The sequence below is a fragment of the Pseudorhizobium flavum genome (genome assembly GCF_044142885.1).
Lineage (GTDB): Bacteria > Pseudomonadota > Alphaproteobacteria > Rhizobiales > Rhizobiaceae > Neorhizobium > Neorhizobium flavum.
Map to the genome: position 1 here is coordinate 39694 of NZ_JBIOKZ010000004.1, position 17287 is coordinate 56980.

Sequence of the window (17287 nt, forward strand, 5' to 3'; positions counted from 1 at the left end):
TAAATGGGAAATCGCAACTGCCCGGAAAGGCCCAGCGAACAGGTTATTCAGGCGAATGGAGATTGTTGTCCAGGGCGCGCAGGAGCCGCATCAGTGTCCGGATCTCCTTGCCGGAGAAATCCTTCAAGGCTAGCTCCCCACAGGCCGCCACGCTTTGCTCGATCCGTGTCACGCTCGCTCTGCCGCTCTCGGTGAGGAATACTTTTGTCAGGCGTCCGTCTTCGCCGTCCTCGCTACGCATGACGAAACCCTGCGCCTCCATGCGTCCGATGGTGCGCGTCATGGTTGGGGCCTTGACGCCGAGATGGGCGGCCAACTGGCCGGCAGTCAAGCCGTCCTGCTCGGCGAGTGCAAGGATCACGCCATCCTGCCCCGCATAGAGGCCACTTTCGGCAAGGCTGCGGCTGAGCACGGTGCGCAGGGACCGGGCCGCCTGGGTGAGGCCGACCGCAAGATCGGCGGGAGCAAAGGCTTCGAGATCCTTCTTCTTGCCGTTCTTGCCGTCCTTGCCCTTCTTGCCGTCCTTCTTCTTGGCCATCTGCCCTTCCTGCTTCCGTGCTGAGGCTCGCACGGCTATAGACTTCGTCCCATGCATAGCGAAACGAGGGATGGACCGCCAGATGCCTCACCCACGGCCGCATTTCAGGGACAATGATCCGACGCTGTCGCCCGTCGACCGCAGCGATTGGATTGCCGTCCTGCCGCTCGGCGCCCATGAACAGCATGGACCGCACCTGCCCTTCGAAACCGATACGCTGATTGCAACGGGGATCGTCGACCGGCTGATCAACACCCTGCCCCCTCGCCTTCCGGTCACCTTCCTTCCCATCGAACCCGTCGGTTATTCCATCGAGCACATGGATGTGCCCGGGACGAAGACACTGGCATTCGACGAGGCGGTGATGCGCTGGCTGGGGATTGCGGAGGACCTGCACCGACAAGGCATCCGCAAGTTGGTGATGCTCAATGCCCATGGCGGCAATTCCCCTTTGATGACCATCGTCGCCACCGAAGCCCGTGTCCGGTTCAACATGCTCGCTGTCGCGACGAGTTGGACACGCTTCGGGCTACCCGACGGGCTGATCAGCCCTGAGGAAAAGGCGATCGACATCCATGGCGGTGACATAGAGACGTCGGTCATGCTGGCGCTCCATCCGGATCGGGTGGACATGGGGAGGGCCGAAGCCTTCCAATCCCGCCAGAGCGAATTCGCCAGCCGCTACCGGCACCTGCGCGCCTATGGCCCGCATGCCTTCGGCTGGAAGATGTCGGACCTCAACAAGGCGGGTGTCGCCGGCAATGCCGCCGCCGCGACCGCGGAAAAGGGCGAGGCCATCCTGGCCCATGCGGTGAAGGGAATCATGGAACTGCTGCAAGATGTGGCGGCGTTCGATGCGGTGGAACTGTCATAGCTCGCATTGCAGCTAGCTACACAAATGGCTATGCTGCTGCTACACAGGAGGCCATGATGACCCTCAATATCCGTAACAAGCAAGCGGATGCTCTGGCGCGCGAATTGGCGGAGCTTGACGGCACCACGATCACAGACGCAGTCGTCAATGCGCTGCGGGAAACCATCGCAAGCCGCCTAAAGAACGAAAGCCCACGTGAGACTGCAAGGCGCGTACTTGCTAGACGCGGCCTCGCATTCAAGCCGAACCGACATCCTGTTCCTGCCGAAGCGTTCCACGAACTCGACCACGAACTAGCATCTGACTGATGTTTGTCGACGCCTGCGCGATCATATCGTTGATGGCAGGCGAAGACACGGCCGATGCCTATGAAGAGGCCTTACTCGGCGCAGCTTCGCCTTTCACCTCAGCACTCGCTGCCTGGGAGGCGATCATCATCCTTTCGCGTCCTGATCAGCTCGACTGTAGCTATCGCGACGCGGAAGGTGCCGTGCTTGAGTGGCTGGACGACCGCAATATTGAGTTGAGGGAGACAGGCCAGCCCCGGGAGATTTTGCATCACGCCGTCGCGGTGGCGCAGGATCGCGGCATCGGCCGTCGGTATCTGAGCAACTTCGATTGCTTCCACTACGCTCATGCGAAGGTGATGGGGCAGCCTATCCTGACCACAGACCGTCTCCTGCGGGAGACAGACGTCGACACCAAGCCGTGACAACCGCTGTCACCTTATAACATTCAAAACCCTTTGAACTGCTTCCGGCTTGCCCTTATATCAGGCCGACACCTTTTGCGCGCCGCCCCGGCGCCGGCTCACCCTTCGAGGTTTCCCATGACCGACACGACCATCGCCAAGCCCGTTCCCGTCACCGTTCTCACCGGCTATCTCGGCGCCGGGAAGACGACGCTCCTGAACCGCATCCTCTCCGAGAGCCACGGCAAGAAGTATGCGGTCATCGTCAACGAGTTCGGCGAGATCGGCATCGACAACGACCTGATCGTGGAATCCGACGAGGAAATCTATGAGATGAACAACGGCTGCGTCTGCTGCACGGTGCGCGGCGACCTGATCCGCGTCGTGGAAGGCCTGATGCGCCGCCCCGGCCGCTTCGACGGCATCATCGTCGAGACGACCGGCCTTGCCGACCCGGTTCCGGTTGCGCAGACCTTCTTCATGGACGACGACGTGCGCGCCAAGACCGAGCTTGATGCCGTGGTCGCTCTAGTCGACGCCAAGCACCTGCCGCTCCGCCTGAAGGACAGCCGCGAGGCCGAGGACCAGATCGCCTTCGCCGATGTCGTGGTCATCAACAAGACCGATCTCGTGACGCCGGACGAGCTGGCGCAGATCGAGGACGTCGTTCGGGCCATCAATCCCGGCGCACGCATCTACAAGACGAGCCGTTCCGGCGTCGATCTCGCCAAAGTCCTGAACCAGGGTGCCTTCAACCTGGAGCGGGCGCTGGAGAACGATCCGCAGTTCCTGGAGCATGGTCACGAGGATCATGTCTGCGGCCCGGATTGCGACCATGACCACGGTCATCATCACGGCCACGACCATCACCACCACGATCATGATCATCACCATCACCACGATCATGACCATGACCATGGCCACGATCACCACCATCATGCCCCCTCCCCGATCCACGACGTCACGGTGAAGTCCATCTCGTTGCGCGGTGGCGAGATGAACCCGGACCGCTTCTTCCCCTGGATCCAGAAGATCACCCAGACCGATGGTCCCAACATCCTGCGCCTGAAGGGCATCATCGCCTTCAAGGGTGACGAGGAGCGCTACGTGGTGCAGGGTGTTCACATGATCGTAGAGGGCGACCACCAGCGTCCCTGGAAGGATGGCGAGAAGCGCGAATCCCGCCTCGTTTTCATCGGCCGCGACCTCGACGTCGAGAAGATCGAGAAGAGCTTCAAGGCCTGCGAGGCGACGCCTGCCTGATGCCGACCGTCGCACCGCTTGATCTCGAAGGCCATTTCGTCGCCACGCATTTCCTCGGCGAGGTCCCTCTCTTCGCCTCAGCTGCCGGCACCATCCACCGCCTCGATGGCGGCGAGAAGGTGACAGACGCGCATGAGGGCCTGCTCACCTGCATCCGCGACCCCTACAGCGCCACCCTCCTTACCGGCGGCGAGGACGGCAAGGTCCTGCGAATCGCCCATGACGGCAGCGTGACGCAGCTGGCGGAAGCGCCGCGCAAGTGGATCAACGTGGTCGCCGGCGGGCCGCAGGGGGCCGTCGCCTATGCGCATGGGCGCACGAGCTTCGTGCGCCTTTCGGACGGCACGACGCGGGAATTTCCCGAAGAGCGCACGGTGGAAGGCGTTGCCTTCGCCCCGAAGGGCCTGCGGATTGCCGTGGCGCGGTACAACGGCGTGACCCTGCACTGGGTCGGCACCAATGGCGCGCCTGTGGACCTTGACTGGAAGGGTGCCCACACCGGCGTCACCTTCTCTCCCGATGGCCGCTTCCTCGTCACCACCATGCAGGAAAACGCCCTGCACGGCTGGAAGCTCGACGGCAAGCCAGGCGAAGCCCGCCACATGCGCATGACCGGGTATCCGGCCAAGGTGAAGTCGCTCTCCTGGTCGGTGAAGGGCAAGTGGCTGGCCTCCTCCGGCGCGCCCGCCGCGATCGTCTGGCCGTTCTCGGCCAAGGACGGTCCGATGGGCAAGGCGCCGCTGGAGCTTGGCACGCGCGCCAACATCATGGTCACCCAGGTTGCATTCCATCCGGCGGAGGAGGTCCTGGCGATCGGCTTCGTCGACGGCATGATCCTCGGCGTGCGGATCGCCGATGGCAAGGAGGCACTGCTGCGCCGACCCGGCAAGGGCGCCATCACCGGCCTTAGCTGGAGCGCGACGGGCAGACTGCTCGCCTTCGCTTCGGAAGCCGGTGACTGCGGCGTCATCGACATTTCGGCCTGAGCCCGTGATCCCCTGGACCCTGATCGACACGGCGACCGTGCCGGGCGGCGGAGACGAGCTGCGCCTCAAGCGGCGAGGCTCAGAGTTCTCGATCATGCTCGGCACCAACGAGTTGATGAACAGCCGGCTTTCCGGATCGGAAGAAGCGCTGGCGCGTCTCTCCATCGGCAAGATCAGCGATCGCCAACGGCCGGTGATCCTGATCGGCGGCCTCGGAATGGGCTTTACGCTCCGTGCAGCCTTGGCGGAACTTCCACAGGATGCGCGTGTCGTCGTCGCAGAGCTCGTGCCGGCGGTGATCCGCTGGGCGAAGAACGAGATGGCCGAGGTGTTCAAGGGGTGCCTGGACGATCCGCGCGTCATGGTCGTGGAAGCGGATGTCGGCGAGCTGATCCGTCGCGAGACGGCTGTCTTTGACGCCATCCTTCTCGATGTCGACAACGGGCCGGAGGCGCTGACGCGCGACGAGAACGATCGCATATACGATGCAGGCGGTCTGGGAGCGGCCAAATCTGCGCTGAGGCCTGGCGGCGTACTTTCCGTCTGGTCGTCTGCCCCGGATTCCCGGTTTACGCGCCGGATGCAGTCTGCAGGGTTCGCGGTTGAGGAAAATCCGACGCGTGCGAGCACCAGGGGACGCGGTGCGAAGCACATGATCTGGCTTGGCGTGAAGCAGGCTTGCTAGAACCTCTGCACCTGCCGAACGGCAGCAGGAGGAACCGCGCCGGAGAACTCCGCGACGGGAAACGGGGGATGGGCAGGCAATCGGCATCGAGGGTATTGGTGTGTCAGGCATGACTGCCTGCCCGATCGCTTCCGGCTTTTCCCGAAGATCCGGAGGAGAGGTGTCAGTTCTCTTTCCGGAGCTTCGGTGGGGACCGGCCTGACGCCGGCCCGCCACCGTCTGCAACCATCACCGGGCACCGGGTGCTTCCCGGGGGGAGGCAACCGGTTCGCGAACCCGGCCCCTGCCCGATGACTGCTTCAGGATAAGACGAGGCAAGGCTGCGGGGATGGACGGGGAAGAATGACAAAACCGCTGCCTTGAAACGCCAGCGCAATTTCTCGCCCGCGCAACAACATTGCTCCCGTCAGGCGGAGCGAACAGCACCGATGATCTCCGCCAGGAGGGCGTGCAGGTCGTCGCGATAGCCGGTCCGTGCCGAGGGTGAATTCTCGTCCGACGTCATCACCACCGTGAGCCCGAGCGACGGGACGATATAGAGCATCTGCCCACCATAGCCCCAGCCGAACCTGATCTCCTCGCCGCCGATCCTGCGCAGGAACCAGCCATAGCCGTAGCCATCGCCGGAAAAGCGGGAATTGGTCCGCGGTATCCATGACTGCTCTATCCAGTCCTCGGAGATGATGCGCGTGCCGTCCTCTGCCTTGCCGCCGTTGCAGTAAACTTCACCGAAGGCCAGCAATGACCGCGCGGTCATCGCCATCTGGTTGCCGCCGAGATAGATCCCCTGCGGATCCTGCTCCCAGGAGCCGATACGGAAGCCTTCCACCGGCTCGAACCATTCGCGCGCCAGCGCCAGCGTCGACTTCTCCCCGACGCGGGTGAGGATGGCCGAGAGGAGATGGGTGGAGGCGGTGGAGTAGAGCATAGAGCCGCCGGGCTCGCCGTCGAACGGTTCCGACAAGGCAAACCGCACCCAGTTGCGGCTCGACACCCAGCGGCCGTAGTTGGGTCCCGACATGCGGGCGAGACCCGCCTGCATGGAGAGAAGGTTGCCGATGGTGATCTCGGACATGCGTGGATCCGGCTCGCGCGGCAGCTCGCGTTCGAGGATCGGCGCGATCTTCTGGTCGGTTCCCTGCAACAGACCCTTGTCGATGGCGACGCCGACCATTGCGGAGATGATCGACTTGGAGGCCGACTTGATGTTCGTCGATTCGTCGATTGAATGCCCGTTGAAGGCGCGTTCGGCGAGCATTTCTCCTTCCCGGGAAACCAGCACCACCTTGAGCGGCTCCAGGCCTCTCGCCCCGTCCAAGACAGCGCCGAGGGATGCGCCGGGCTCCGGCGTCTGCGGAACAGCCTGGGCGAGAGCATGAGGGGCAGTGAGAGCGAGGGGAATGGCAGAAATCAGGGTGCGTCTTGTGATCATGAACGCCAATTTAGTGCGACGTGGGTCCTGAACTATGGCCGCCCTGCCGATTCACGCCAAGGTGATGGCGCGTGAAGAGAGCCAACTGCGGCTTCTAGAGCTCGGCCTTTGCAAAGATCTCGCTGATCCAGTCGAGGAACACGCGCACGCGCGGCGAGAGCTGCCGGTTCTGCGGATAGAGAGCCGAAAGCGGCGTTCGCGCCGGTAAGAAATCTGCCAGCACCTCTACGAGTTCACCCCTCTCGATGAAAGCCCGAAGGCGGTGACGCGGCGCCTGGATCAGGCCGAAGCCACGGCAGGCGAGGTCCACGATCGTGTCGGAATTGTTGACCCGGATGCGCGTCGGCAGCGTAATTTCGCGGATCTGCCCGTTGACGGTGAACTCCAGCGGCAGGACCTGCCCGGTACGCGAGGAGATGAAGCCGATCGCCTCGTGCCCCTCCAGCGCATCCGGGGTTTCAGGCGTGCCGTGGGCCTCGATATAGGCGGGGCTGGCGCAGGTCAGCTCGGTGATCGAGCCGAGCCTCCGCATGATCAATGAACTGTCGGAAATTTCGCCGGCGCGGATGACGCAGTCGACCCCCTCCCGGATGAGGTCCACATAGCGATCCGTCTGGCCGATCTGCAGTTCCAGGGCCGGGTAGCGGTCGAGGAACTCGCGAAGATGCGGAAGCAGGAATGTCTGCGTCAGCATCGGATGGGCGTCCACCCGCAGGACGCCTTGCGGCTTTGCCTCCCGGAAAATCGTCTCCGCGTCCGCCATCTCGGCGAGGATCGACAGGCAGCGCTGGTAGAAGGCGCGGCCATCGAGGGTGACGGCGACGTGACGGGTCGTCCGTTCCAGGAGGCGCGCGCCGAGATCCGCCTCAAGCGCCTTGATCGCCGCCGTCGCGGTGGAACGTGCAAGCCCGAGATCGGCGGCGGCCGCGGCGAAGCTGCCGCGTTCCACCACCCGGACAAAGAGTTCCATGCGCGTCAGGCGATCCATTGCTATTGTTCAGCACGGCTGAATTATCATGTCAATTCGCGTTCATTGTTCTTCGACAAAGGCTTCGTATCTTGGGTAGGAACGAAAGGAGACATGCCATGACACACACAGAACAACACGTCGCCATCGTCACCGGAGCCTCGAAGGGCATCGGCCGCGCCGCGGCTATTCGCCTTGCAGCTGACGGTTTCGCAGTCATCGTCAACTATTCCTCAAGCCCGGCCGCCGCCGACGAGGTGGTCGCGGAGATTGAAGCGGCCGGCGGCAAGGCGCTCGCCGTGCAGGCGGACGTCAGCACATCGGCAGGCATCGCCGCACTGTTCGACGCTGCGGAACAGCATTTCGGCGGCACCGACGTCCTCGTCAACAATGCCGGCGTGATGACGCTCATCCCGTTGACGGAGATGGATGATGCCACCTTCGAGCGGCACATCGCCGTCAACCTCACCGGTACCTTCTACGGTATCCGCGAGGCAGGCCGCCGGCTGCGCGACGGTGGCCGCATCATCAACTTCTCCTCCAGCGTCATCGGGGCATACGGCCCGCGCTACGGCGGATACGCGGCAAGCAAGGGCGGCGTCGAAGCCATGACTCATGTGGCCTCGAAGGAGCTCGGAAGCCGGGGAATTACCGTCAACGCCGTCGCGCCGGGGCCGGTGGAAACCGAGATGTTCATGCACGGCAAGTCGGAAGAACTGGTGCAGAGCATCGTCCGAGGCATTCCGCTCGGGCGGCTCGGCCAGCCGGACGACATCGCCCCGGTCGTGTCCTTCCTCGCAAGCCCCGAGGGCGGATGGGTGAACGGCCAGGTGCTTCGCGCCAATGGCGGCATGCTGTGACGTAACGAGAGAGCGAGAGGAAAAAACCATGCCATTCGTCAACATCAAGACCCCGGAGGGCGCGCTGACGCGGGCGCAGAAGGAGGAGATCGTGCACCGCACGACAGACCTGCTGATCGGTTACTTCAGCGAAGCGGCACGTCCGCATACCATGGTGCTGATCGAGGAGGTCAAGGATGGCGGCTATGGCCGCGCCGATGAGATCTACGTCATCCCCGACGCCTACCGCGCACGTGAAGCGGAATAAGCGCTCAAAGCTGGTGCCGCCCGGCGGCGTTGCCGCCGGGATCCGGCAATGTCTGTTCCCTGATTTGTCTGGCCATCGTCCGGGCAACCCTTCGTGAAGTTCGGGAAGATCTGAAACCTCAGGCCCTTTCGAAGGTTGTGGTGCCCTGCACGCTGCGTGAGTGCGCACACATCAACCGAAGGAGAAGCCTGTGAAAGCTCTGGTCTGGCACGGAAAAGAGGACATCCGCTGCGACACGGTCTCGGATCCCGAGATCGAGGACGCTCGCGACGCGATCATCAAGGTCACCAGCTGCGCCATATGCGGTTCCGACCTGCACCTCTTCCACAATTTTATTCCGGCAATGGAGCCGGGTGACATCATGGGCCACGAGATGATGGGCGAGGTCGTGGAAGTGGGCTCCGGCATCAACGGTGCCCTCAAGAAGGGCGACCGGATCGTGGTGCCCTTCACCATTCTCTGCGGTGAATGCGACCAGTGCAAGCGGGGCAACTTCTCCGTCTGCGAGCGCTCCAACCGCAACAAGGACATGGCGGACAAGGTTTTCGGCCACGCGACCGCAGGGCTCTTCGGCTATACGCACCTGACGGGCGGTTATCCCGGCGGCCAGGCGGAGTATCTCCGCGTGCCCTTCGCCGACAAGACCCATATCAAGGTGCCTGACAGCCTGACCGACGAGCAGGCCCTCTTCCTCGGCGATATCTTCCCCACCGGCTGGCAGGCGGCGGTCAATTGCGACATCCAGCCGACCGACACTGTGGCCATCTGGGGCTGCGGCCCTGTCGGACAGATGGCGATCCGCAGCGCCGTCCTTCTCGGCGCCAAGCAGGTCGTTGCGATCGATTGCATTCCCGAGCGGCTTTCCATGGCCGAAGCGGGTGGTGCAATCACCATCAATTTCGAGACCGAAAGCGTGGTGGAGCGTCTGAACGACCTCACCACAGGCAAGGGCCCGGAAAAGTGCATCGACGCGGTCGGGCTGGAGTCCCATGTGTCAATGGGCCAGCCGGATACGCTTCTCGACCGCGCCAAGCAGATGGTGATGCTGGAGAGTGACCGGCCGCATGTGCTGCGCGAGATGATCTATGTCTGCCAGCCCGGCGGCATCATCTCGATTGCCGGCGTCTATGGCGGGCTTGTCGACAAGATCCCGATGGGTCCGGCGATGAACAAGAGCCTCACCTTCCGTATGGGCCAGACCCACGTCAACCGCTGGACCGACGATCTCGTCCGCCGGATTGAGGAAGGCCAGATCGATCCCTCCTTCGTCATCACCCATACGGCGAAGCTCGAGGACGGACCGGACATGTACAAGGTCTTTCGCAACAAGCAGGACGGCTGCGTCAAGGTCGTGCTGAAGACTTGAGGATCGGAGAACAGTGATGAAACATATCGCCAACGCCCTACAGCGCTCGGACAATCCAAGGGTGATCGAAACGGGCCCGAGCTCCCTCTCCAACACCGATCGCCTCGCCCGCAATCTCGGCTGGTTCAGCATCGGGCTCGGCATCGCCGAGCTTGTCGCCGCCAGACGCATCAGCCGCGCCATCGGCATGGAAGGATCCGAAAGCCTGATCCGCGCCTTCGGTGCCCGCGAGATCGCCAGCGGCATGCTGACGCTTTCGGTGGACAAGAAGGCAGGGCTCTACAGCCGGGTTGCAGGTGATGCGGTCGACCTCGCTGTGCTGAGCACCGCAGTCACGGACGACAATCCGAAGCGCGGCAATGCCGCGTTCGCACTCGCCATGGTGGCCGGGGTGACGCTGCTCGACGTTGCGGCCGCCCTCGGAACGCGGCAGCAGGCGAGGCGCGACGAGGACGATATCCGTGATTACAGCGACCGCAGCGGCTTTCCCCAAGGTGTTGATGCTGCCCGCCGCGAAGGGCAGCAGGAGAACGAGGTCGCCGTGAAGGCACTCCCTGCCCCGCAAGCCGCCCGTCCCGAGCAGCGCCTCTGAGCGGATGCGAACACGAAAGCCCGCTCCCCTTCACGAGGAGCGGGCTTTCTCTGTTCAGATTCCGACGCCTGCAACCGACACCAAATGTCGTTCAGTTGAGCCGAGTACCGCTCGCGACGATCATGCCGGCGGCACCGTCCAGCCAGCCGGACCGGAGCTCCAGCGCCAGGAAGCGGTCACGATCAGAGGGGCCGGGCATGACGAGGTGCCGGGTCTTCTCGCCCGAGAAGCCGAAACGCTCGTAATAGGCGGCGTCGCCCACCAGCAAGATGGCGCCGTGGCCGCGCCGATCCGCTTCCGCGATCGCCGCGCGCATGAGCGCGCCGCCGATGCCGCGGCCTTCCTGCGTGCAGTCGACGGCAAGCGGCCCGAGCAACAGCGCCTCGACCAGCGTGCCCTGCTGGCTGATGCCGGCTTCGATGTTCCACAGGCGCACGGTACCGATCACGTGACCGTCTTCGTCGCGGGCAACAAGGGCGAGGCCTTCGGCGGGCAGGCGGCCGCGGCGGATCTTTTCCGACGATTTCCTGCGGCGCTCCGGTCCCATGACCCGGTCAAGCAGGTTTTCACGCGCGACGACATCCGCCGGCGTTTCGCTATCGATCGTATAGGTGGTCGGCGCAAAGAATGCGCGCACAGTGTCAAGAACAGCGGCCATGGCGGCCTCCCGTACCCAATACCGTTATCAGCGGCGATGAAGAGGAATTGTGAGCTTGCCGCCCCGGCTGGTTACGGGGTCGGCGGTGTCAGGCCTTAGATGACGTAGCTCTTCAGCGGATCGAAGCCGTTGAAGGCCACCGCCGAATAGGTCGTCGTATAGGCGCCGGTGCCTTCGATCAGAACCTCGTCACCGATCGTCAGCGAGATCGGCAGCGGATACATGTTCTTCTCGTAGAGCACGTCAGCGGAATCGCAGGTCGGGCCGGCGAGCACGCAAGGCTCCATGTCGTCGCCGTCGCGCTCCGTGCGGATCGGGTAGCGGATCGCCTCATCCATCGTTTCGGCGAGACCGCCGAACTTGCCGATGTCGAGGAAGACCCAGCGGTGGTTGTCGTTGTCGGACTTCTTCGACACGAGAACCACTTCCGCCTTGATCACACCCGCATTGCCGACCATGCCGCGGCCCGGCTCGATGATCGTCTTCGGCAGGTTGTTTCCGAAGTGCGAACGCAGAGCAGCGAAGATTGCCTGGCCATAGGCTTCCGCCGACGGGATGTCGCGCAGGTACTTGGTCGGGAAGCCACCGCCCATGTTGACCATCTGCAGGTGGATACCCTGCTTGGCCAGCTGAGCGAAGACCCGCTTGGCATCGGCAAGCGCCGAATCCCAGGCATCGACCTTCATCATCTGCGAGCCGACGTGGAAGGATACGCCGTAGGACTCAAGGCCGAGCTGGTGTGCGTAGACGAGCACGTCGACGGCCATCTGCGGCACGCAGCCGAACTTGCGCGACAGCGGCCATTCGGCACCTTCGCCATCCGTCAGCACGCGGCAGAAGACCTTCGCGCCGGGAGCGGCACGGGAAATCTTCTCCACTTCCTCGTGGCTGTCGACGGCAAAGAGACCGATGCCGAGCGCGTGTGCGCGGGCAACGTCGCGTTCCTTCTTGATCGTGTTGCCGTAGGAGATCCGGTCCGGCGTCGCACCTGCGTCGAGCGCCATCTGGATTTCTGCAACCGACGCGCAGTCGAAGCTCGAACCGAGCGAGGCGAGCAGCTTCAGGATTTCCGGCGCCGGGTTTGCCTTGACGGCATAGTAGATCGCGCTGTCGGGCAGGGCGTGGCGGAACGCGTGGAAGTTGTCGCGCACGACATCGAGGTCGACGACGAGGCAGGGGCCTTCGGGGCGTCGGGTCTTGATGAAATCGAGAATACGAGCGGTCGTCATCTTGCAGTCCCTCAAAATTCCAAGCTCCGGCGGACCGGAGGACAAAGGGCGGATGAGGTATGCGATCGCGCCAGCCGGTGGAGACCCCGACGCCGCTACACGCTCATACGCGCAAACAATGGATCAGCGCCCTGCCACGGGCAAAGATCCGGCTTTGTCTGCCATGGATTGGAGGGGTTATCCCACCGCACTTCCGGCAATGATGGTGTGCCTCTTCAGTGACCCCGGCTGATGGAAAGCCGGAAGAGAACCAGAAAGGCCCGCACCGTCGTTGCTTCAAGATGTCCTCGCATTTCCCGGTTGGCCGGAATAGCGACTGGAGGGGTTAGTTCCAGGTACCTTACCGATGACCTCACCTTAGGGATGAATCCCAGTTCGAGGGTCGGCGGACACCCACAGGCACGTGCGACTTTGGGCAGCACGGGAGATAAGAATATTCGCCTTCACAATCAAGAGATTTTTTCGCCTGTTTATCTATTTTTCACATTGCCGCCGGGAACCTGAATTCCCAACTAGGCGTGGGGCCAGAAAGGGACGATCGTATTGGACACCTTGACGCGCATGCGCGCCTTCATCGACGTGGTGGAAGCGGAGGGCTTTTCGGCCGCCTCGCGGCGGACAGGCCGCTCGAAAGCCTTGCTTTCCAAGTATGTGAAGGAGCTGGAGGATGATCTTGGCGCCCTGCTCCTGAACCGCACGACGCGGCAGTTCTCCATGACCGAGGCCGGGCATACCTACTACCGGACGGCCGCCGACATCCTGAAGGAGATCGACAACCTCGCCGACCTGGTGCGGGAGAACAATGCGGACCTGAAAGGCCGACTCAGAGTCTCGGTGCCGCGCACGTTCGTGGATGCGGAAGTCGGCCAGTCGCTGATCGACTTCGCCAAGGAGCATCCCGACGTCTCGCTGGAAATCGTCGCGGAGGATCGCTTCGTCGACCTGATCGAGGAGAGCTTCGACCTCGCGATCCGCATCACAAAGCTTGAGGACTCCGGGCTGATCGCCCGCAAGATCGCCGATTTCCGGGTCTATGCCTGCGCTTCCGCAGATTTCGTGGCACGGCACGGCCCGATCGAGACGCCGCAGGACCTTTCGCGCATCCCCTTCCTGATCGATACCAATTCCCGCTGGCACAACAATGTGCGCTTCTCCAGCGCAGACGGCAACACGATCTCGGTGCCGGTCAGCGGCCCGGTCGAGGTAAACAGCCCGCAGGCTACGCTACGTGCCGCTAAGGCGGGTCTGGGCGTTGCGATCATCCCGGATTTCATCGCAAACCCCGCCATTCAGGCGGGCGATCTGGTCACGCTTCTCGATGAATATATCGCCAAGGATCGCGGGATCTATGCCGTCTATCCGCATCGCCGCTACCTGCCCGCCAAGGTGCGCAGCTTCGTCGACTACCTGGCCGTCTGGTTCCGCAGGCACCAGCGTTGACAGCAGGTCGAAATTCCGACCCATTTCCTGCCCAAATACGGCAGATGTTCCAATCCGGAGACACGGTCCCCGCATGAAATACCTCCTGCTTTCGGTGACTGCCTTCGCGCTGGCGCTGCCGGGAATGGCCGCCGCGCACCCTCACATCTTCGCGGAGGCGCGACTGGAGGTCGTAGCCGCCGACGATGGCAGCATCTCGGAACTGCGTCACGTATGGCGGTTCGACGAGGTGTTCTCGTCGAGCGTGCTGCTCGATTTCGACCAGAACACCAACCTCAAGCTTGACGAGGCCGAACTGGCCGAGCTCGGCGAGATCATGCGGGCCTCGCTTGCGGATTTCGACTACTTCACGACAATCTCTGTGGACGGCAAGAGTGCAGCGATCGTGAAACCGGATGCGATCCATGTCTCGTTCGAGGAGAACCAGATTCTCATCTTCTTCGCGGTCCGGCCGGAGGCGCCGCTGCCGCTGAAGGGCAAGCTCGCCTTCGGCGTCTACGATCCCTCCATGTACACGGCCATCGATTTCCCGACCGACGAAGACCTCGTCGCGCAGGGCAAGGCGGCCGACGCATGCCAGCGGCAGGTCGTTCGCCCCGATCCCGACGAGATCATTGCCCAGAACAGCGAAACACTAACCGAAGCCTTCTTCGAAGACCCCTCGGGTAACGACATGTCCAAGCTCTTTGCAACACGACTGGAGCTGACCTGCTGATGCGGTCGAGACGTCTGGTTCTGCTGCTGGTGGGGCTGGCGCTGGCTGGAGCCGCGCATGCGCAGTCGCCGCTTGGCGTCGGGTCGGCTGAACCGGCCTTCAGCATCGGCGGCCCGCTCGGTGGCTTCCTTGGCTGGATCAACGACTACCAGCAGCTCTTCTACCGCTCGCTCACCGGCGCGCTGAAGGCGATGCGCGACGATCCGTGGGCGCTGAGCGGGCTGGTCGGCCTTTCCTTCGCCTATGGTGTCTTCCACGCGGCAGGGCCAGGACACGGCAAGGCGGTGATCTCCTCCTACATGATCGCCAATGAGGTGGAACTCCGGCGCGGCGTGGCCATCTCCTTCATCTCTTCGCTCCTTCAGGGGCTTGTGGCAGTACTCCTGGTCGGCACGGCCTTCTTCCTCCTCAGGGGCAGCGGCATCACCATGACGGCCGCAACCCGCGCCATGGAAATCGCGAGCTTCGCGCTGATTGCCGCCTTCGGCGCCTGGCTGCTGGTCCGCAAGCTGATGGTGCTTCGTGCGGCACCCGCGCCCGTTCTGGCGGGCGCAGGCAACGCAACGTCGCCCCGACCCATGCGGCTCGGGCCCACGCGACCTGCCGTGTCCGCCTTCCAGGCGGTCGACGTAACGGACCATGATTATCGGGGGAGCGGAGACGCCTGCGAAACCTGCGGCATCGCCCATGCGCCGGATCCAAGCCTCCTCGGCGGGAACCGCTTCGGAGCCAGGGAAGCCTGGTCGGCCATCGTGGCGGTCGGGCTGCGCCCCTGCTCCGGCGCCATCCTAGTCATGAGCTTCTCGCTCCTGAACAGCCTCTATCTCGGCGGAATGCTCTCGGTAATGGCGATGTCGCTCGGCACCGCCATCACCGTGTCGGTGCTCGCGATCCTCGCCGTGACGGCAAAGGATGTCGCCGTTCGCTTTGCCGGTCCCGGATCACGCACTGCAGGCCGAGTTACGACCGGCTTCGAGATCGCCGGCGCGCTCTTCATCCTGCTGATCGGCCTCTCGCTGCTCGGGGCAGCACTCCAGGCCTAGACGTCGGTCTTGCGCCGCTGATGGCGGGCTCGCAGCCAGAAGATCAGAAAGAAGGAAACAACAGCCAGAACGCCGAACGCTGCCGCGAGATAGGGCGAGAAGGTCTCCGCCAACCAGATCATGATCGGCGGCATGACGAAGAACAGCGCCATGAAGCCGACGAAGATGAGTGCCGCAGCCACTGCGGGGCTGCGTCCGCCCTCGCCGCTCATGCCGCCGCTCCCTGCGAAAGCTCGGAGCGGATATCCTCCAGGCGCCGCTTCTGGCTTCCGTCGGGCTCAAAGTTGGCCGGCGCAAGCCATGCCTCGAACGCCTGCTTCAGCACCGGCCACTCGCCGTCGATCATCGAGAACCATGCGGTATCGCGGTTGGCGCCTTTCGAGATGACATGCTGGCGGAAGACACCTTCGAAGGTGAAGCCGTAGCGGACAGCGGAACGTTTGCTGGCCTCGTTCTCGTTGTGGCATTTCCACTCGTAGCGGCGGTAGCCGAGATCCTCGAACACGTGTCGAGCCATGAGGTAATGCGCCTCGGTGGTCAGCGGCGATCGCTGGACATCCGGGCCATGAGCCACCGAGCCGACCTCGACGACACCATTCTTCGGATCCGGCCGCATATAGCTCGCCATGCCGACGATCCGCCCGCTGGTGTTATCCCGGAAGACTAGGGTCATGAAGTTACTCTGCGTGCGAGCCTTTTCCAGCCACGCACCGAAGTCGTCGATCCCGGTGAAGTCGTCATTGGGGAAGAAGCGGGTCAGCTGGTTGACACCCATGCCGCCCAGTCCGTCCCATAGCGCATCAAGGTGGCGTCCGGCCTCGTAGGGCTCCAGCGTCACGAAACGGCCCTGCAAGGTAACGGGGCCGGGTGCTTCAACCTTGTAGTTCCTGAGATCGCGCATGGTCTGCCTCTTGTCCGGGTCGAGGCTTAGGCCAGCTGCCGGTGAAAGGCAACCGGCCGAAGGGGAACCTAGGCCTGAACCTTGGCGGCCGAGACTGTGGCGTCGATATGGTCAAGCAGCGCATCCGGCAGGCCGAGGCGACCGGCGAGGAGGTCGAGATAGCCGCGTTCGGCGCGCGTATCCGGATCGATGGTGAGCCGGGTGGCGGTGTAGAGCTCCACCTTCTGCTCCTCGGTGCGAGCTGAGGCGACGAGATCGTCTATATCAACGGGATTGGCGAGCTCGTTGGCGATGAAGGCTTCCGCTTCCGAGCCGAGGTCAACCGCATGCACCTTGTCAATGATGTTCGCCCGCTCCGCGGCGTCGATATGGCCGTCGGCCTTGGCGGCGGCGATCATCGCGCGGATCAGGGTCAGGGCAAAGTCATTGCTGAGCGCGGAGGACTGCGGGTTGAAGGGCGAATCCACCGGCGGCGGCAGGATCTCAGGTTCTTTATGTGTCACCGTCTGGGGCGACTGGCCGGACTGGTAGTTCTTGTAGGCCATATAGCCGAGACCCGCGATTGCCGCGAGCCCGCCCACGGTGGCAACATTGCCGGCGAGCTTTCGCCCCGTCTTCGTGCCAAGCAGTGCCGCAGCAATACCCGCCGTCTTCCAGGGGTTGTTCTTCGCGATGTCGCCGAACTGGCCGGCCCGGCCGAGTATATCCCCCGACTTGCCGCCCATCTGCGGCCCGAGGAACTGGTCAAGAAGCTTCTTGGCGTCGAACATCGTGATCTCCCTGTTAATGATGACAGGGAG

Annotated in this window: 21 protein-coding genes; 13 read left to right on the plus strand and 8 right to left on the minus strand. The window is 63.4% G+C overall.

The genetic code is table 11. From position 1 onward, the window contains the following. Window positions 1-43: 43 nt before the first annotated feature. Window positions 44-538 (minus strand): MarR family winged helix-turn-helix transcriptional regulator, encoded by a 495-nt coding sequence (locus ACEPP2_RS09655; RefSeq protein WP_183949900.1) that lies wholly within the window; start codon window positions 536-538, stop codon window positions 44-46. 82 nt (window positions 539-620) lie between these two features. Between ACEPP2_RS09655 and ACEPP2_RS09660 the strand changes: the two genes are divergently transcribed. The 6 genes from ACEPP2_RS09660 to ACEPP2_RS09685 all read left to right on the plus strand — a co-directional run bounded on the left by ACEPP2_RS09660 (window position 621) and on the right by ACEPP2_RS09685 (window position 5037). Continuing rightward, the gene (locus ACEPP2_RS09660; RefSeq protein ID WP_395516467.1) at window positions 621-1412 is read left to right on the plus strand and encodes a creatininase family protein; all 792 of its coding nucleotides are present in this window, start codon (window positions 621-623) and stop codon (window positions 1410-1412) included. Window positions 1413-1468: 56 nt separating this feature from the next. Continuing rightward, on the plus strand, window positions 1469-1720 hold the full coding sequence (locus ACEPP2_RS09665; RefSeq protein ID WP_395516468.1) for a type II toxin-antitoxin system VapB family antitoxin: 252 nt from the start codon (window positions 1469-1471) through the stop codon (window positions 1718-1720). After that, window positions 1720-2124, plus strand: coding sequence for a type II toxin-antitoxin system VapC family toxin (locus ACEPP2_RS09670; protein ID WP_142587213.1), 405 nt, complete (start codon window positions 1720-1722; stop codon window positions 2122-2124). The genes ACEPP2_RS09665 and ACEPP2_RS09670 overlap by 1 nt, the downstream gene beginning before the upstream one ends. Window positions 2125-2241: 117 nt before the next feature. Continuing rightward, on the plus strand, window positions 2242-3366 hold the full coding sequence (locus ACEPP2_RS09675) for a CobW family GTP-binding protein (RefSeq protein WP_395516469.1): 1125 nt from the start codon (window positions 2242-2244) through the stop codon (window positions 3364-3366). Continuing rightward, a complete protein-coding gene (locus ACEPP2_RS09680; RefSeq protein ID WP_395516470.1) occupies window positions 3366-4352 on the plus strand; it encodes a WD40 repeat domain-containing protein in 987 nt (328 codons plus the stop codon). Before ACEPP2_RS09675 ends, ACEPP2_RS09680 begins: the two co-directional genes overlap by 1 nt. Window positions 4353-4356: 4 nt before the next feature. Next, window positions 4357-5037: a spermidine synthase gene (locus tag ACEPP2_RS09685; RefSeq protein WP_395516471.1), complete on the plus strand. Its 681-nt coding sequence runs from the start codon at window positions 4357-4359 to the stop codon at window positions 5035-5037. 406 nt (window positions 5038-5443) lie between these two features. Here ACEPP2_RS09685 and ACEPP2_RS09690 read toward each other — a convergent pair whose 3' ends face one another. Continuing rightward, window positions 5444-6469, minus strand: a complete 1026-nt coding sequence (locus tag ACEPP2_RS09690) for a serine hydrolase domain-containing protein (protein WP_142587217.1) — start codon at window positions 6467-6469, stop codon at window positions 5444-5446. 94 nt (window positions 6470-6563) lie between these two features. Then, on the minus strand, window positions 6564-7457 hold the full coding sequence (locus tag ACEPP2_RS09695) for a LysR family transcriptional regulator (protein WP_395516472.1): 894 nt from the start codon (window positions 7455-7457) through the stop codon (window positions 6564-6566). Window positions 7458-7555: 98 nt separating this feature from the next. Here ACEPP2_RS09695 and ACEPP2_RS09700 point away from each other — a divergent pair, with 98 nt between their 5' ends. From ACEPP2_RS09700 to ACEPP2_RS09715, 4 genes are all read left to right on the plus strand, one after another. Beyond that, entirely contained in the window at window positions 7556-8296 is a 741-nt protein-coding gene (locus tag ACEPP2_RS09700) for an SDR family oxidoreductase (RefSeq protein WP_077549727.1), read from the plus strand. A 28-nt stretch (window positions 8297-8324) separates the two neighbouring features. After that, window positions 8325-8543, plus strand: a complete 219-nt coding sequence (locus tag ACEPP2_RS09705) for a tautomerase family protein (RefSeq protein ID WP_077549728.1) — start codon at window positions 8325-8327, stop codon at window positions 8541-8543. A 190-nt stretch (window positions 8544-8733) separates the two neighbouring features. Further along, window positions 8734-9909 (plus strand): zinc-dependent alcohol dehydrogenase, encoded by a 1176-nt coding sequence (locus ACEPP2_RS09710; RefSeq protein WP_077549729.1) that lies wholly within the window; start codon window positions 8734-8736, stop codon window positions 9907-9909. Window positions 9910-9925: 16 nt separating this feature from the next. Beyond that, on the plus strand, window positions 9926-10501 hold the full coding sequence (locus ACEPP2_RS09715; protein ID WP_395516473.1) for a hypothetical protein: 576 nt from the start codon (window positions 9926-9928) through the stop codon (window positions 10499-10501). Window positions 10502-10592: 91 nt separating this feature from the next. Here ACEPP2_RS09715 and ACEPP2_RS09720 read toward each other — a convergent pair whose 3' ends face one another. Together ACEPP2_RS09720 and odc2 are read right to left on the minus strand one after the other, a co-directional pair. Beyond that, entirely contained in the window at window positions 10593-11159 is a 567-nt protein-coding gene (locus tag ACEPP2_RS09720; protein WP_395516474.1) for a GNAT family N-acetyltransferase, read from the minus strand. 95 nt (window positions 11160-11254) lie between these two features. After that, window positions 11255-12388, minus strand: a complete 1134-nt coding sequence (gene odc2, locus ACEPP2_RS09725; protein WP_142587223.1) for an ornithine/lysine decarboxylase — start codon at window positions 12386-12388, stop codon at window positions 11255-11257. A gap of 543 nt (window positions 12389-12931) precedes the next feature. Here odc2 and ACEPP2_RS09730 point away from each other — a divergent pair. From ACEPP2_RS09730 to ACEPP2_RS09740, 3 genes are all read left to right on the plus strand, one after another. Then, window positions 12932-13828 carry a LysR family transcriptional regulator gene (locus ACEPP2_RS09730; protein WP_077549733.1) on the plus strand — a complete coding sequence of 299 codons (897 nt, stop codon included), beginning with the start codon at window positions 12932-12934 and terminating at the stop codon, window positions 13826-13828. 73 nt (window positions 13829-13901) lie between these two features. Further along, complete coding sequence (locus ACEPP2_RS09735) at window positions 13902-14543, plus strand: DUF1007 family protein (RefSeq protein ID WP_395516475.1); 642 nt, start codon at window positions 13902-13904, stop codon at window positions 14541-14543. Next, entirely contained in the window at window positions 14543-15586 is a 1044-nt protein-coding gene (locus ACEPP2_RS09740) for a nickel/cobalt transporter (RefSeq protein ID WP_395516476.1), read from the plus strand. The genes ACEPP2_RS09735 and ACEPP2_RS09740 overlap by 1 nt, the downstream gene beginning before the upstream one ends. On the opposite strand, the gene ACEPP2_RS09745 is transcribed toward ACEPP2_RS09740, so the two are convergent. The 3 genes from ACEPP2_RS09745 to ACEPP2_RS09755 form a co-directional block, all read right to left on the minus strand. Further along, a complete protein-coding gene (locus ACEPP2_RS09745; protein WP_395516477.1) occupies window positions 15583-15798 on the minus strand; it encodes a hypothetical protein in 216 nt (71 codons plus the stop codon). The genes ACEPP2_RS09740 and ACEPP2_RS09745 overlap by 4 nt on opposite strands. After that, window positions 15795-16487, minus strand: coding sequence for a GNAT family N-acetyltransferase (locus ACEPP2_RS09750; RefSeq protein ID WP_395516478.1), 693 nt, complete (start codon window positions 16485-16487; stop codon window positions 15795-15797). The genes ACEPP2_RS09745 and ACEPP2_RS09750 overlap by 4 nt, the downstream gene beginning before the upstream one ends. Before the next feature lie 68 nt (window positions 16488-16555). Continuing rightward, window positions 16556-17257, minus strand: coding sequence for a tellurite resistance TerB family protein (locus ACEPP2_RS09755; protein ID WP_077549738.1), 702 nt, complete (start codon window positions 17255-17257; stop codon window positions 16556-16558). Window positions 17258-17287: the final 30 nt, after the last annotated feature.

Excerpts from the sequence above, each read along its gene's own strand:
- ACEPP2_RS09680 (WP_395516470.1), top strand. The coding sequence starts at position 3,366 with ATGCCGACCGTCGCACCGCTTGATCTCGAAGGCCATTTCGTCGCCACG.
- ACEPP2_RS09660 (WP_395516467.1), top strand. The coding sequence starts at position 621 with ATGCCTCACCCACGGCCGCATTTCAGGGACAATGATCCGACGCTGTCG.
- ACEPP2_RS09720 (WP_395516474.1), bottom strand. The coding sequence starts at position 11,159 with ATGGCCGCTGTTCTTGACACTGTGCGCGCATTCTTTGCGCCGACCACC.
- ACEPP2_RS09695 (WP_395516472.1), bottom strand. The coding sequence starts at position 7,457 with ATGGATCGCCTGACGCGCATGGAACTCTTTGTCCGGGTGGTGGAACGC.
- ACEPP2_RS09745 (WP_395516477.1), bottom strand. The coding sequence starts at position 15,798 with ATGAGCGGCGAGGGCGGACGCAGCCCCGCAGTGGCTGCGGCACTCATC.
- odc2 (WP_142587223.1), bottom strand. The coding sequence starts at position 12,388 with ATGACGACCGCTCGTATTCTCGATTTCATCAAGACCCGACGCCCCGAA.
- ACEPP2_RS09740 (WP_395516476.1), top strand. The coding sequence starts at position 14,543 with ATGCGGTCGAGACGTCTGGTTCTGCTGCTGGTGGGGCTGGCGCTGGCT.
- ACEPP2_RS09705 (WP_077549728.1), top strand. The coding sequence starts at position 8,325 with ATGCCATTCGTCAACATCAAGACCCCGGAGGGCGCGCTGACGCGGGCG.
- ACEPP2_RS09670 (WP_142587213.1), top strand. The coding sequence starts at position 1,720 with ATGTTTGTCGACGCCTGCGCGATCATATCGTTGATGGCAGGCGAAGAC.
- ACEPP2_RS09655 (WP_183949900.1), bottom strand. The coding sequence starts at position 538 with ATGGCCAAGAAGAAGGACGGCAAGAAGGGCAAGGACGGCAAGAACGGC.
- ACEPP2_RS09750 (WP_395516478.1), bottom strand. The coding sequence starts at position 16,487 with ATGCGCGATCTCAGGAACTACAAGGTTGAAGCACCCGGCCCCGTTACC.
- ACEPP2_RS09665 (WP_395516468.1), top strand. The coding sequence starts at position 1,469 with ATGACCCTCAATATCCGTAACAAGCAAGCGGATGCTCTGGCGCGCGAA.
- ACEPP2_RS09700 (WP_077549727.1), top strand. The coding sequence starts at position 7,556 with ATGACACACACAGAACAACACGTCGCCATCGTCACCGGAGCCTCGAAG.
- ACEPP2_RS09690 (WP_142587217.1), bottom strand. The coding sequence starts at position 6,469 with ATGATCACAAGACGCACCCTGATTTCTGCCATTCCCCTCGCTCTCACT.
- ACEPP2_RS09675 (WP_395516469.1), top strand. The coding sequence starts at position 2,242 with ATGACCGACACGACCATCGCCAAGCCCGTTCCCGTCACCGTTCTCACC.
- ACEPP2_RS09735 (WP_395516475.1), top strand. The coding sequence starts at position 13,902 with ATGAAATACCTCCTGCTTTCGGTGACTGCCTTCGCGCTGGCGCTGCCG.
- ACEPP2_RS09755 (WP_077549738.1), bottom strand. The coding sequence starts at position 17,257 with ATGTTCGACGCCAAGAAGCTTCTTGACCAGTTCCTCGGGCCGCAGATG.
- ACEPP2_RS09715 (WP_395516473.1), top strand. The coding sequence starts at position 9,926 with ATGAAACATATCGCCAACGCCCTACAGCGCTCGGACAATCCAAGGGTG.